The organism is Chamaesiphon sp. VAR_48_metabat_135_sub (assembly GCF_031418915.1).
GTDB lineage: Bacteria > Cyanobacteriota > Cyanobacteriia > Cyanobacteriales > Chamaesiphonaceae > Chamaesiphon.
This window is the reverse complement of the sequence record NZ_JANOJV010000223.1, coordinates 1-14,604: the sequence shown is the minus strand read 5'-3', so window position 1 is coordinate 14,604 and position 14,604 is coordinate 1. Positions and strand designations below refer to the sequence as shown.

The 14,604-nt window shown below is 43.7% G+C and carries 11 protein-coding genes and 1 pseudogene; 6 read left to right on the top strand and 6 right to left on the bottom strand.

Translation table 11 applies throughout. The features are described from left to right. Nucleotides 1-52: 52 nt before the first annotated feature. Nucleotides 53-1,129 (top strand): annotated as a pseudogene (nrdJ, locus tag RMO55_RS15970) (ribonucleoside-triphosphate reductase, adenosylcobalamin-dependent); the annotation flags it as partial. A gap of 85 nt (nucleotides 1,130-1,214) precedes the next feature. Next, a complete protein-coding gene (locus RMO55_RS15965; protein WP_310428041.1) occupies nucleotides 1,215-1,697 on the top strand; it encodes a DUF1499 domain-containing protein in 483 nt (160 codons plus the stop codon). Nucleotides 1,698-1,725: 28 nt separating this feature from the next. On the opposite strand, the gene RMO55_RS15960 is transcribed toward RMO55_RS15965, so the two are convergent. The 6 genes from RMO55_RS15960 to RMO55_RS15935 form a co-directional block, all read right to left on the bottom strand. Next, complete coding sequence (locus RMO55_RS15960) at nucleotides 1,726-2,766, bottom strand: ABC transporter substrate-binding protein (protein ID WP_310428040.1); 1,041 nt, start codon at nucleotides 2,764-2,766, stop codon at nucleotides 1,726-1,728. A 163-nt stretch (nucleotides 2,767-2,929) separates the two neighbouring features. After that, nucleotides 2,930-4,048: a calcium/proton exchanger gene (cax, locus tag RMO55_RS15955; protein ID WP_310428039.1), complete on the bottom strand. Its 1,119-nt coding sequence runs from the start codon at nucleotides 4,046-4,048 to the stop codon at nucleotides 2,930-2,932. A 156-nt stretch (nucleotides 4,049-4,204) separates the two neighbouring features. After that, nucleotides 4,205-4,699: a GAF domain-containing protein gene (locus tag RMO55_RS15950; RefSeq protein ID WP_310428038.1), complete on the bottom strand. Its 495-nt coding sequence runs from the start codon at nucleotides 4,697-4,699 to the stop codon at nucleotides 4,205-4,207. Between the two features lie 98 nt (nucleotides 4,700-4,797). After that, a complete protein-coding gene (gene coaBC / locus RMO55_RS15945; RefSeq protein WP_310428036.1) occupies nucleotides 4,798-5,982 on the bottom strand; it encodes a bifunctional phosphopantothenoylcysteine decarboxylase/phosphopantothenate--cysteine ligase CoaBC in 1,185 nt (394 codons plus the stop codon). Nucleotides 5,983-6,190: 208 nt separating this feature from the next. Then, a complete protein-coding gene (locus RMO55_RS15940; RefSeq protein ID WP_310428034.1) occupies nucleotides 6,191-6,406 on the bottom strand; it encodes a DUF2555 domain-containing protein in 216 nt (71 codons plus the stop codon). Nucleotides 6,407-6,510: 104 nt separating this feature from the next. Then, nucleotides 6,511-7,152 (bottom strand): alpha/beta hydrolase, encoded by a 642-nt coding sequence (locus RMO55_RS15935; protein ID WP_310428032.1) that lies wholly within the window; start codon nucleotides 7,150-7,152, stop codon nucleotides 6,511-6,513. 222 nt (nucleotides 7,153-7,374) lie between these two features. Between RMO55_RS15935 and clpB the strand changes: the two genes are divergently transcribed. The 4 genes from clpB (at nucleotide 7,375) to RMO55_RS15915 (ending at nucleotide 14,031) form a co-directional block, all read left to right on the top strand. Beyond that, nucleotides 7,375-9,999: an ATP-dependent chaperone ClpB gene (gene clpB, locus RMO55_RS15930; protein WP_310428031.1), complete on the top strand. Its 2,625-nt coding sequence runs from the start codon at nucleotides 7,375-7,377 to the stop codon at nucleotides 9,997-9,999. A gap of 478 nt (nucleotides 10,000-10,477) precedes the next feature. Continuing rightward, complete coding sequence (gene glgB / locus RMO55_RS15925) at nucleotides 10,478-12,793, top strand: 1,4-alpha-glucan branching enzyme (protein WP_310428029.1); 2,316 nt, start codon at nucleotides 10,478-10,480, stop codon at nucleotides 12,791-12,793. A 151-nt stretch (nucleotides 12,794-12,944) separates the two neighbouring features. Continuing rightward, on the top strand, nucleotides 12,945-13,472 hold the full coding sequence (locus tag RMO55_RS15920; protein WP_310428027.1) for a hypothetical protein: 528 nt from the start codon (nucleotides 12,945-12,947) through the stop codon (nucleotides 13,470-13,472). 304 nt (nucleotides 13,473-13,776) lie between these two features. Next, a complete protein-coding gene (locus RMO55_RS15915; RefSeq protein WP_310428025.1) occupies nucleotides 13,777-14,031 on the top strand; it encodes a hypothetical protein in 255 nt (84 codons plus the stop codon). Nucleotides 14,032-14,604 lie beyond the last annotated feature (573 nt).

Below are 14,604 nucleotides of genomic sequence, written 5' to 3'. Positions count from 1 at the left end.
ATTTAGAATCTGTAGAACTAGAGGATAAAAAGCCTTTAGGATAACAAAATTGGAGATTCTCGGTACTAATTTCCACTGCAATTTAGGGGAGGTACATTTGAACCAACTCGATCCAAATAACCATCAAGAACAGAAAGATGCTTTCACCGCTAGTGCATTAGCCGTCGCAGCATTACTCAATCACAAATTCCAAGAACCACGCTATCAATATAGTCGGGAATTAGACCCAATTGTTGGCGTTTCATTCACGGGTTTGTTTGATTTCTTCGTTCATGCTTTCGGCTCCGAATGGCTGCAATGGTGGGCGGAAGGTCGTCCTGCGACTGAGGCGGGGATTGCTTACAAGCAAAAAGAACATGAATATCTCAATACTTGGCGCGAGGTTGTTGAAGCCACTGTGTGGGAATATTGCGATCGACATGGAATTAAACGTCCCAATCGTTGCACCACTGTCCAGCCGTCTGGTACCAAATCTCTACTGACTGGTGCCTCTCCGGGCTGGCACGCCCCCAAAGCGCAACGTTTCATCCGCCGGATCACTTTCCGGAAGGATGACCCTGTAGCCCTCGCTTGCATCGACTATGGATATAGTGTGATTCCGTCTCAATCTGATAAGGATGAAAACGGTAATCTCTTGAATGATGCTTACGATCCGCGTTGTACAGAATGGTTGATTGAGATTCCCGTAGCTGTTTCCTGGGCTGACTTACCAGGTGCGGATTCGATCGAGATTGCCCAATTTAGCGCACTGTCTCAGATGGATTTCTACATGGGTGTGCAGCAGCATTATGTTCGACATAATACCAGTGCGACGATCGAGTTGCGCGAGCATGAAGTTGATGAGCTAGGTAAGCGGATTTTTGAGGCGATTCGGGATGATGAGGGTTACATCTCTGCGGCTTTATTGGCGCGGTTTGACGATCATCAGACGTTCCCCCGCTTGCCGTTTGAACCGATCGACAAGGCTACTTTTGATGAGATGATGATTGGAGTCATTGCACGTCGCCAAACAGCAGAATTTCATACAGCTTTAAGTCGTTACGATATGGGCAGTGCTACGGAGGAAATTGGCCCTGCTGGTTGTGATTCTGACAAGTGTCTGTTACCAGAGGTGAAGCCAAATAGTTGATCGAAATTAAGGGTAGGAGCAATTCATGAATTGCCCCTACCCTTAATTTTCAATTCACCATATATACAGTAGAATGGAGATAGAAATGAACACAGTGAAATCGAAACAAATTGGTGGTTATATTGCCATCGCGATCGCCTTAATACTAGCTTTTCTAGTTTGGAATAATCATATATTTGCAGGTAATGTACCAACAAATATCGGTATTAACAATGGTAAATTAACTGCTTGTCCCAGTACTCCAAATTGTATAAATAGCCAGGTACCAGTTAATGACAGTCAAAAGATCGCACCGTTGCAATTACGTGGAGACATTCCGGCAACGATCTTAAAATTGAAGCAGGCGATCGCAACGATGCCTAGAACTAATATTGTCAAGGAAACTAATAACTATCTACATGTAGAATTTGCTAGTAAATTGATGGGATTTGTAGATGATATTGAATTTTATTTTGACAAGGACAGCAAAAATATTCAAGTGCGATCTGCTTCTCGGCTGGGTGAATCTGACTGGGGTGTAAATCGTCAGCGGATAGAAGAGATTAGAGTCTTATTAGCTGCTATTTGAGTCAGCGATATTAGCATTGCTAATAATTCTAAGAGCGTGATTTTACTTTTGCAGCATAAGCCTTGATAAATCGATCATCAAATAATTTACTGGTATCTACTTTAGTTTTAATCAGTCCATTTTCAAATAGAAAATTGCCTGCATTTACTGCTGCGGTGGATAAGTAAGTATTATCTTTGCCAGACTTGAAAGCTTCAAGATTCTCTTCCAAACTAAAGATTTTGGTGCCATCGAGATAGTCTTTGTACTCTGCCATCTTTACTCCAGCACGTTTAGCCATAATAGCATCGGCTTCATCTCGATTTTTACCGACATTAATATGGTCGATCGTGGCAAACCAACTGTTGACTACTGCTTGAACTTTTTCGGGATGCTCGTTTACAAATTTTCGGGTAAAAACTAGGTGGTCAGAAATCGATCCAGGAAAATCTTTAGAACTAAATAGTTCTCTACTACCAGGTCGTTTTAAAGCCTTGGTAGTGAAAGGTGCAAACACGGCGGCTGCATCCACTTGACCTGCGGCAAAGGCATCAGCAGCTTTGCTTGTTTCTAAAGGTACAAACTGGATATCTTTGATGGTCATCCCCACTTTCTTTAAGGCTTGAACTAATAAGAAATGATCGACAGTGCCTTCTTCTGCTGCTACTTTTTTACCCTTTAGGTCTTTTACTGACTTGATGTGCTCACCGATAATAATCTTATCATTACCAGTAGAATTATCATTGATCAGCACTATTACTATATCTTTCCCACTAGCGATCGAATTAATCGTATCGCCTAATGTTTGGCTATTAGCATCGATCGTACCAGCATTTAGAGCCGCGATCGAATCATTATAATTATCAAACCATTTTAGATTGACACCAATTTTATTAGCTTGGAATATCTCTTTATCTTGAGCTACTTGCCAAGGGAACCAACCGGGCCAAGCACTAAAACCCAATTTCACATCACCAATTTGTGGAGTATAAGCGGGTTCAACTGGATCTGTCGATTTGCTACATCCGTAAGTCACGGACAAACTTAGCGAAAACAGCAAAGCTGAAGTAATAATAGAACGCCGTTTCATATAAAAGATGTAATGACCTACCTCTATAGTGCCCAAAAAATGAGACTATAACACCAAAAAATAGATAAGATATATCCCCGACTTCTTGAAGAAGTCGGGGATATAATTTTAACAAAAAATCTTTAATCCAAACAATTAATAATTATCAATTATTAATTAAAAACTAGCCAATCCCTTCGATGACTGGATGGAAGTAAAACGCAAATCCTAATACAATATAAGCGGCTAATAGCAAACTTCCTTCTAGCCAATTCGATCGTCCATCAGAACTAATCGAATTAGCAATTAATACCGATACAGCGACAGCGACTAATTCAAATGGATTGAAATTTAAGTCCATTGGCTTGCCCAGGATATAGCCAGCTAATACCAAGACTGGTGCGACAAATAAGGCAATTTGTAAACTCGAACCCAGCGCGACAGATACGGATAAATCCATTTTATCTTTCATTGCCACCGTTACCGCTGTCGCATGTTCGGCCGCATTCCCAATAATTGGCACCAAAATTACACCAGTAAATAAAGCTGTTAAACCCAACTGTTTGGTCGCAACTTCTAGAGTAGAAACGAGAAATTCTGATTCGACAGCGACTAATAAAGTACAACCTAATAGCACCGAGATCCACAGGGGTAAATTGACTTTCCCGTGGTCGTCATCGCCAGCCAGATTAGCTGCAGCTAATTCTTCAGGGTCCATCTCTGCCAAACTTACATCGTAAAGATAAGTGTGAGTCTTCATTGAAAAGATGAGAGTCAATCCGTACACGCAGATTAACACGATCGAGACCGCGATCGAAAGTTTCTGGATCGCGTTAGCATCAATTCCTGTCGAAGTATAGTCTACCGCCGTTGGTAACAGCATGGCAATCACGGCCAGATTCAAACTCGATGCACTCACCCGCGCCACAATTGGTTGAAATGTCTGTTCCTTATATTTCAATCCCCCTAGCAACATTGAAAATCCCATTACTAGCAACAAGTTACCAATAATCGAACCAGTCAAACTGGCTTTTACAACATCCACCAAGCCTGCATTTAAAGCAACCAGCGCGATAATTAGTTCCGTCGCATTTCCAAATGTGGCATTCAACAAGCCCCCGAGGGCAGGCCCCATCACCACCGCGATTTCTTCAGTCGCGGTGCCCATCCATGCCGCCAAGGGAATAATTGCCAGGGCAGAAGTGATAAACACAATTGGCTCACTCCAACCTAAAAAATGCCCTGCGATCGAAACTGGGATAAATAGTAGTAAAACAGAGAGAATATTCTTAAGATTTAGCATTGATATTAATTTCGATACACCGTCCCTTCTAGAGTACCCGAATTCCACCCAGCGACAGCAATCTCAACTTTCAACTTCTTGCACTGTTGGCGTAGCCTCGCCTTTGGCGATACGTCAGTCGTAGCGTAGCGTCTCCGGAAGGAGAAGTGTCAACTTTTAACTTTCCTGAATACTCCGAATCTTGGCTAGATTTCCAGCCCCTGTTTGCATCGCCATAATTTCATCTGAACTCCAAGTATACGTAGATTGGCAATTATGAGCGACTAACAATCCCCATAATCCTCGATCTATGAGGATTGGGACGACTAGATTAGCTTTTACTTCCAGTTGATGTAAAAAATCGCGGTGACAGGGTTGAATCGGTTCTGATTCGATATCAGCAATTGCTCTGACTCGTCCATCTTCATAGAGTTTGGCATATTCGCCATTAAAACATTCATCGGGGCCACTGGTACCGAGAATCGAAAATTTGTCATCGCTTAATGACTCAAAGGTCACTTTACCTGACCATTTATAGTAGAAATAGTATAGTACGACTCGATCGGCATGAAGGGACTTGCGTAATTGCTCGGTAGTGGTTTGAATTAATGTATCTCTAGCTAAATCTCGATATAATCGATCGAATATTCTTTGTAGCGATGGATCGGACATAAGAATTAGGCTTTAGGCGTTAGGTTTTAGGTTTTAGGCGTTAGGTTTTGGGTTTTAGAAGGATTAAATATCTGATGTTTGGAGAGTGTCATCGGAGACTAAATTCGATCGAGAATCTGGTGTGCCATATTCAGCTTAGTACAGGGCAGTATCCCGAAACTATCGCCATTTTGGTTGAGGATTACCGCTTGATTGCGATCGCTACCAAAACCGCTGTCTGGTAAATCTACTGGATTAGTGACGATCGCATCTAATTGTTTTCGATCTAACTTCTCTAGTGCTGGAGTGATAATATCGCCAGTCTGAGCTGCAAATCCAATTAGTTTTTGATGGGGTTGTTTGAGTTTACTCAACTCAGCAATAATATCTGGCACTGGCACTAATTGTAGCTCGGTTGGTAGGAGTTTTTTTGGTAATTTCTGAGCACTATAATTGGCTGGCTTAACATCAGCAACTGCTGCCGACATGAGGATTAGATCTGCATCGGGAAAATATGCCAGCATGTTGCGATGCATTTCTTCGCTATTGACGACAGATACTGTCTCGATCCTGTCATCGATCGAGATATCTGGCAAAGTACTATGAACTAATGTGACGCTCGCCCCGCGATGAGCGGCAGCTTGGGCTAGAGCTAATCCCATTTTTCCCGTTGCGGGATTACCAATAAACCGGACAGGATCGAAAAATTCTCGCGTCCCACCCGCACTAATTAAGACTTTTTTACCGAGCAAATCGAGTTTGCCCTGAGTATGCAAGAGGGAATTGATATAGGGTAAAATCGCATCTGGTTCGGCCATTCTCCCCATCCCGACTCGATCGCACGCTAATAGTCCCGCTGCAGGCCCAACCGAATGATAGCGCGAATCTTGACCGATTAATTGCCAATTTCGTCTGACTGATGCTTGCTCCCACATTTCTGTATTCATGGCTGGAGCGAGTAATACCGGACAAGTGGAAGCCAAAACTGTATTTGTTAATAGATTATCTGCTAGTCCATAAACTAATTTACCTAAGGTATTAGCCGTCATTGGCGCAATTAATAATAAATCCGCCCATTCTCCCAACTCGATATGTAATGGGCGATGATAAATTGGTTGCCAAAAATCTCGATCTGTGTGGGCAGGATGACGAGATAGTGTCGCAACTGTGAGGGGAGTTATAAATTGCTCTCCTCCTGTGGTGAGAATAACTTTGACCTCAATTCCGGTTTTGGATAAACTGGAAATTATCTCACAGACTTTATACGCTCCAATCCCGCCACCAATACCAATTAAAACTCGCATCAATTATGAATTTGGTTTGTCGATCCATACCTACTATCGCTTAAAAGTGAGGTGGTGTGCAATGTCCACCCTACTTTTAAGCTAAAAACCTAACTTTCAACTTACCACTAATTTAATTATCGAAAATCAAGTTTCAAAAACCCCGTATCTTAGAGACGGAAAGTTTTTGGGCAGAGGTTTAAAAACATACTCCTGACTCCTGACTTTATTAAGCTTCATCATAGGCTTCTAGATCGAGCAGATGAATATATGGCTCGACCAAATCGGGACGTTGAAAGGCAACTGCGCGGAGAAAATGCCAGTCTTTCAATCCATCAAACGGGTTACGATAATCGTCACTTTCCAATCGCAGTGCTAGTTCTTCTACTTCTTCTGGAGTCAAGTTGGGGATATTATTCCGTTGAGACATCTCGATTGTGGTCATAGGTCAAACCTCCTCAAAAGTTGGGTAGAGTTTAGCAGCTATCTTTCATCTTAGCTTTCTTAGCTATTATTCCCCGTCAATGGAGTCTGGATTAACAAAATTATTCATAATTTCGATTTATTGGCAACAAAATTTCTGACTACATCCAAAACTTCGAGAACGATCGAGTGTCCCATCTCAAACTCTTGGTATTGTACCTCAACTCCCCACTGACTCAGGAGTTCCTGGCTCGATCGAGCTGTGAAGATCGGGACGACATCATCTTGTCTCCCGTGAACGATTAAGACTGGAGGAGCATTCTGGGTTGGTTTGGGTCGATCTGGATGTAAATAGCCACTGAGGACGATTAGACCTGCTACAGGCAAATCTAGCCCGATATCCAGCGTCATTGCCCCGCCTTGAGAGAAGCCCGCAATCCAGGTGCGATCGAGGGGTACTCCAGTTGTAGCAGGCAACGACTGCACCCATTCACTCAAGATTTGGCGACTAGTAGCTAATTGTGCCACACTGCGATTGGTTAACTGTCCCGCACCTGTGAAGGAGTACCACATTTTCCCCGTCTCGGTAAATTCGTGGTCGAAGATGCCATTGGGAAATAGGAATTGGTATTCTGGTAGCTCGAAATAAGGTGCTAAATCGCCTAAATCGTGATGGTTGGCACCCCAACCATGTAATAGCACGATCGTCCCTGCGGGTGGATGTATATTTGCCGGAACAGAAATAAGTTGAAGTTGGCTATTGGTCATCAGGGATTTTTTATCGTTGTATCGATCGACCGATTTTATCACTTTCGCCGGAAGTCTAATGTCGAACTCATGTTAATTTCGGCAATACCTAGATCTGGTATCGTAAATACCGATCCCAGTACAATGCGTGGACTGACTACAATGAAGAAGTAACAAGGGTGAACGGAGACTGAGATCGTCACGTAACGTTGCTTATATAAAATTTTTATTCCCCGTCGCATTATGCAACCCAACAATCCCCAACAATTCACCGAAAAAGCTTGGCAGGCTGTCACGAATACATTGGATGTGGCAAAGGCTTCCCAGCACCAGCAGATGGAATCGGAGCATTTACTCAAAGCACTATTAGAGCAGAATGGCTTGGCGACAAGTATCCTCAGCAAGGCAGGAATAAATCTGAGTCAATTCGCTCAAGGTTTGGATAGTTATATCCAGAAACAACCAAAGATATCTGGCACTATTAGTTCGGTTTACCTAGGCAAAAGTGTCGATACATTACTCGACAGGGCTGATAAGTATCGCAAGGAGTATGGTGATGACTTTATTTCGATCGAGCATCTATTATTAGCCTACCCTCAAGACGATCGGTTTGGCAAACAGTTTTTCACGGAATTTCAGTTAGAGGAAAATAAATTAAAAACGATTGTCTCTCAAATTCGAGGTAGTCAAAAAGTCAACGATCAAAATCCTGAAGGTAAATATGAGTCGCTGTCTAAATATGGACGAGATTTAACTGAAGTTGCCCGTCGCGGCAAACTCGATCCGGTAATTGGACGTGATGATGAAATTCGGCGAACAATTCAAATTTTGTCGCGGCGGACTAAAAATAATCCAGTCTTAATCGGCGAACCTGGCGTTGGTAAAACAGCCATTGCTGAAGGTCTAGCGCAGCGAATTATTAGTGGTGATGTACCTCAATCTCTCAAAGATCGGACATTAATTTCGCTCGATATGGGTGCCCTGATTGCGGGAGCAAAATATCGGGGTGAATTTGAAGAACGCCTGAAAGCTGTCCTCAAAGAAGTCACCGAATCTCAAGGACAAATTATCTTATTTATCGATGAAATTCATACCGTAGTTGGTGCTGGTGCGACTCAGGGTGCAATGGATGCGGGTAACTTGCTCAAACCGATGATGGCACGGGGAGAACTGCGTTGTATCGGGGCGACAACTCTAGATGAATATCGGAAGTATATTGAGAAAGATGCGGCATTAGAACGGCGTTTTCAACAAGTATATGTCGATCAACCGAGTGTGGAAGATACGATCTCAATTCTGCGTGGGTTAAAAGAGCGATATGAAGTTCATCACGGGGTAAAAATTTCTGATAATGCCCTGGTAGCTGCGGCAACATTATCTACTCGTTATATTAGTGACAGGTTTCTACCAGACAAAGCGATCGATCTGATGGATGAAGCCGCTGCCCGACTGAAAATGGAAATCACTTCTAAGCCGGAAGAACTAGATGAGATCGATCGCAAGGTTCTCCAATTAGAAATGGAGAGATTATCAGTCAATAAAGATACATCTACGCCTGCTCGCGAACGATTACAAAAGATTGAAAAAGAACTAGCAGATCTCAAAGAAGAACAACGCGCTTTAACGGCTCAATGGCAATCCGAAAAAGATATCATCACCGATATCCAAACGATCAAAGAGGAAATTGATGCAGTCAATATCGAAATCCAACAAGCCGAACGTAGTTACGATCTCAGTCGTCTGGCAGAACTCACACATGGCAAACTAATCGAACTTCATCACAAACTAGAAACCGCTGAAGTCAAACTCGCCGAATCCCAAACCACAGGTAAATCCCTGCTCCGCGAAGAAGTCACCGAAGCCGATATCGCCGAAATCATCTCCAAATGGACGGGAATTCCCCTGACTAAATTAGTCGAAACCGAACGGGAAAAACTCCTCTACCTCGAAGATGAACTTCACCGTCGCGTCATTGGGCAAGAAGAAGCCGTCACCGCCGTAGCTGAAGCGATTCAGCGTTCCCGCGCGGGACTATCTGACCCCAATCGTCCGATTGCTAGCTTCATCTTCCTCGGCCCTACAGGGGTCGGGAAAACCGAATTGGCTAAAACCCTCGCCAACTACCTCTTTGATGCTGAGGATGCCCTAATTCGCATCGATATGTCGGAATATATGGAGAAGCACGCCGTCTCTCGGTTGATTGGTGCGCCTCCTGGCTATGTTGGTTATGAAGAAGGGGGACAACTCACCGAAACTATCCGCCGTCGCCCTTATGCGGTGATCTTATTCGATGAAATTGAAAAAGCACATCCCGATGTATTTAACGTATTGTTGCAAGTTCTTGACGATGGACGAGTGACTGATTCGCAAGGGCGGACGGTAGACTTCAAGAATACGGTAATTATTATGACCAGTAATATTGGCTCTCAGTATATTCTGGATCTAGCGGGCGATGACTCTAAATATGATGAGATGAAAGCTCGTGTACTAGAAGCTCTAGGACATAATTTCCGTCCTGAATTCCTCAATCGGATCGACGATACGATCATCTTCCATAGTCTCAAAAAAGACCAACTGCGGAGTATTGTCAAAATTCAAATTGCTCGTCTAGAAACCCGTTTGGCCGATCGCAAGTTATTGCTTAAATTAGCAGATTCCGCGCTCGATTTCCTCACCAATGTCGGCTACGACCCCGTATATGGTGCGCGTCCACTCAAACGGACTATCCAAAAAGAGTTAGAAACTATCCTCGCCAAAGGCATTTTGCGAGGTGATTTCAAGGAAGGAGATACAGTATTTGTGGAGGTCCAAAATGAGCACCTCGCCTTCAGTCGTCTACCTGCAACTATTGTATTGCAAGAAACCTAATCGTCTTCAGTGGATAGTGGATAGTTTTAGTATTTTAGGAGTGAGTTTTGAGGCTACTTGTATCAGTTTTTATGTACTAGTGTAAGAGACGATCGCATTTATACAAATGCTAGCGTTAGTGCTTCACCTTAACAGATCGGTAACTAGAAATTGGTAGTAGTAGGGGCAATTCATCAATTGCCCCTACTACTACCAATAACGTTGACAAGGAATGAATCGATCGCTAGGACTAGCCTGGAATTCTGGCAGTAATAATACCTAATTAGGATAACCCGCTAATTTAGACAATGATGCAGCAGAGGTATTGGGATACAATGGTGGCAGCTTACCCTTCGGTTTTGTCGGTGAGTACACAGAACATCGGAAGTTAAATCCGTACAGTAATCAGATCGAAATCGATCGCTTGGTGGCGATTGTCAGTTGGTTTAAGGATCGATAATTTAATAAGCTTTTTTGCGTCAACTTAGGTTAATAATTCATGACTCTTGCCTTAGAACAGATTGACCGGATTGTGACCAATCAACATCACAATCCCTTTGAAATTTTGGGTCCTCATCAGGTTGAGGAAAATGGGAAAACTGTTTGGGTGGTGCGTAGTTATATGCCCAATGCCGATTCGGTCTCGGTGATGATTCCATCAGCACGTCAAGAGTATGAGATGCAGTCGGTGCATCATCCTCACTTTTTTAGTTGCACGATCGACGCGCCAGAATTGAGCAATTATCAGCTCAAGATTACTGAGGGTGGGCACGAGCGGATAATTTACGATCCATATGCGTTTACTTCGCCGTTATTAAGTAGTTTTGATATTCACCTATTTGCAGAGGGAAATCACCACCGGATCTATGAAAAATTAGGCGCACACCCGATCGAGATTGAAGGGATTAAAGGTGTCTATTTCGCAGTTTGGGCACCGAATGCGCGGAATGTTTCGGTAATTGGTGATTTCAATAACTGGGATGGGCGTAAACACCAGATGGCAAAGCGGGAGAATGGGATTTGGGAATTATTTATCCCCGAACTCAAGGTGGGTGCGTCTTATAAGTACGAAATCAAGAATCAAGACGGTCATCCCTACGAAAAGACCGATCCTTATGGATTCTACCAAGAAGCCCGACCGAAAACTGCGTCGATCGTTGCTGACCTGACGGCACATAAATGGGCAGATGAAGATTGGATCGATCGTCGTCGTCAAGCCGACACGCTCCGTCAACCAATTTCGGTCTACGAGTGTCATCTTGGCTCTTGGCTCCATGCCGCTGCCAGTGAACCAGCTCAGTTACCCGATGGAACGAATTCAGCAGTTGTGACTGTTTCGGATTACAATCCAGGAGCACGGTTTCTGACTTATCGTGAATTAGCCGATAAATTGATTCCCTACGTGCAGAATTTAGGATTCACACACATTGAGCTATTACCCGTCTCCGAGCATCCTTTCGATGGCTCCTGGGGCTATCAGGTGACTGGTTACTATGCGCCAACATCCCGACATGGGTCGCCTGAAGATTTCATGTATTTTGTCGATCGCTGTCACCAAGCAAATATCGGCGTACTCGTCGATTGGGTACCTGGGCATTTTCCCAAAGATGGGCATGGTTTACCCTTCTTTGATGGTACCCATCTTTACGAACACTCAGATCCGCGTAAGGGTGAACATAAGGAGTGGGGGACACTCATCTTTAACTATGGGCGGAATGAGGTCAGAAACTTCCTCTACGCCAATGCTCTATTCTGGTTCGACAAATACCATATCGACGGCATTCGCGTCGATGCAGTTAGCTCCATGCTCTATCTCGACTACTGTCGCGAACCAGGGGAATGGGTAGCCAACCAATACGGCGGACGGGAAAATATCGAAGCCGCCGACTTCCTGCGCCAAACTAATCATCTCATCTTTAGCTACTTCCCTGGCGCACTATCGATCGCCGAAGAATCCACTTCTTGGCCGATGGTATCCGCACCAACTTACCTGGGTGGCTTAGGTTTCAACCTCAAATGGAACATGGGTTGGATGCACGATATGCTCGATTATTTCGAGATGGACCCCTGGTTTCGCCAATTCCATCAAAATAATCTCACTTTTAGCATGTGGTACAACCATAGCGAGAACTTTATGCTCGCCCTCTCCCACGATGAGGTAGTCCACGGCAAGAGCAATATCATCGGCAAAATGCCTGGGGATGAATGGCAGAAACTCGCGAATATGCGCTGTCTCTACGCCTATATGTTCAGTCATCCAGGCAAAAAAACCCTATTTATGGGAATGGAATTTGCCCAGTGGAGCGAGTGGAATGTATGGTCAGATCTGGAGTGGCAATTATTACAACATGCCCCACACCAACAGATGAGTCAATTCTTGACGGATCTAAATTACATCTACCGTCACGAACCCGCGCTTTATACTCAAGACTTTGAAGAAGCTGGGTTTGAGTGGATTGATTGTAACGATAGTCGTCACAGCGTCATCTCCTTTATCCGCCGTGATAAAAATAGCGATGATACTTTAATTATCATCTGCAATTTCACGCCACAACCTCACGCTCACTATCGAATTGGTGTTCCCGAACACGGTTTCTACACCGAGATATTCAACAGTGATGCACGCAAATATGGCGGTAGTAATATGGGCAACCTCGGCGGAAAATGGGCGGATGAATGGTCAATTCATAACCGTAAATTCTCCCTAGATTTGTGTATTCCACCGTTGGGTGTATCGATGTTTAAGATCGATCGAGAGCGTACCGCCGCAGCCTATGAATGGCGCGATAAACAACAATCGATCGAGAGTGCATAGGATCGATATGAAAGTAGGGGTAATTCATGAGTTACCCCTACTTTCATCTGAAATATTGTAAAAGTGCATTAATTAATCTAATCTACCCAATCTAGAAAATATTGCTTTCAACTCACATGCACGAAAACCACCCTAAACATCCAAAACCCACATGAAACTAAGATTTACGCTCGGACTAATCGGCTGTACACTGCTGAAATTGTTAACTCCTAGCCTCCTGAATGCCCAACCTAGGGGCTTTGACTTTGGCACCAGCCGCCAACTGAGGACTTGTCCATCGAGAACAGTACCAAGCAGCGGCAGAATTAGTGTCGAACAGGCAAAGATGTATGTTGCTTGCAATTATGAAGAACGAGCAATTTTTAACGCCTCAGTAACATTTGTTGACGTGCTTAGTCTTCAAATTGCACCGAAACCTCGTCGAGCCAGGAATATCGACTTCAGACTCCACAAAATCGATATAGAAAAGCCTGTATACGATATCAGAGGCAGTATGATTGTTTATAATTGCTACAATACTCTGGGTAGCACGTCGTATTCGCGCGGAAGCAACTGTAGTGTTTATCGTCAACCCAAAAGCAGTGGAAAATGTTATCAAACTACTTTTGGTGACTGGCACTGCATTATAGCGGGGGGTTCTTCGGCAAGACCAGAACACCATATGCCAGCACCTGAGTAGCTATCGGATGTTTTACACAGTATAGCGGAACCTAACAACACCAGAATTTACTCTTAACTAGATCGTAGAGATGTCGATTCATATTAATAAATGTGTCGATCTTTAAGATCGATCAAGAGCGTACCGCCGCAGTCTATAAGTGGCGCGGTAAACAACAATCGATCAAAGATAAATAATTATTGATGAATAGTAGAGTAATTCAGTAATTCATTAATTCATTAATTGTTCTACTATGTTTTTGAAAAATGTGCGTCTTTCGATCGAGAGTTGGGAATACTAGCTTTACTGATAATTGAGCTATTGTATGAAAACATTGATAAGTGTCGTCACGATCGGTGGCATTGCACTTTTTTCAAATCGTCTTTTTGCCCAAAGTATAAGCCCTAAGCCAGGTTGCAATATTAAAGGCAATATCTCGTGGAGCAATGAGAACAAACTTTATCATCTTCCCGGAATGAAAGACTATCAAATAACAAAGATCGATCTCGACAAAGGAGAGCGATGGTTTTGTACGGAGTCAGAAGCGATTGCTAGTGGTTGGAAGAAAGCACCAAAATAAGTGCTTCTTGTTGGGGTTTCGCATTGCTCTACCCAACCTACGCTTCTAACCTTCTAATGAAAATCCCCTCCTCTCCTGAAGGAGACGCTGCGCGAACGGAGCGAAAAGTGCGGGAACAGGGGTTTCCCCTACTTGGATATGGGTCATGGATGGGGAACCCATCCGACCCGTACGGTGGTACACGCAAGTGGAGCACCTTTTCAAGACAGCGACGTTTTTATTCGGGGGGAACCCCTGAATAAAAAAACGTCAAGACAGGGGTACTCGAAGGGCGGGGTGGGTGGATCTCCGCTGGTACTCATCAAATCCGAATGCTTTTCTTTGTTGTTCAAAGAATGGGGATTACTCTCGATCGAGTCTTCTAATTCTGACATCTCAAGTAGAATCAAATTATAGATTTAGTGTACTCAGAGTCGATCGATGACTTGGTGGGTAGCAGAGATCTACCCACCCCCCCCGTAGGGTACCCCACCCCAGCTACCGTGTTTAGCACTACGGGGTTACGGTTGGGCATTTTTTAAAAGCATTATCAACACAATCACGAAATTGTTCAAATTAACCCCAACGTTGTTT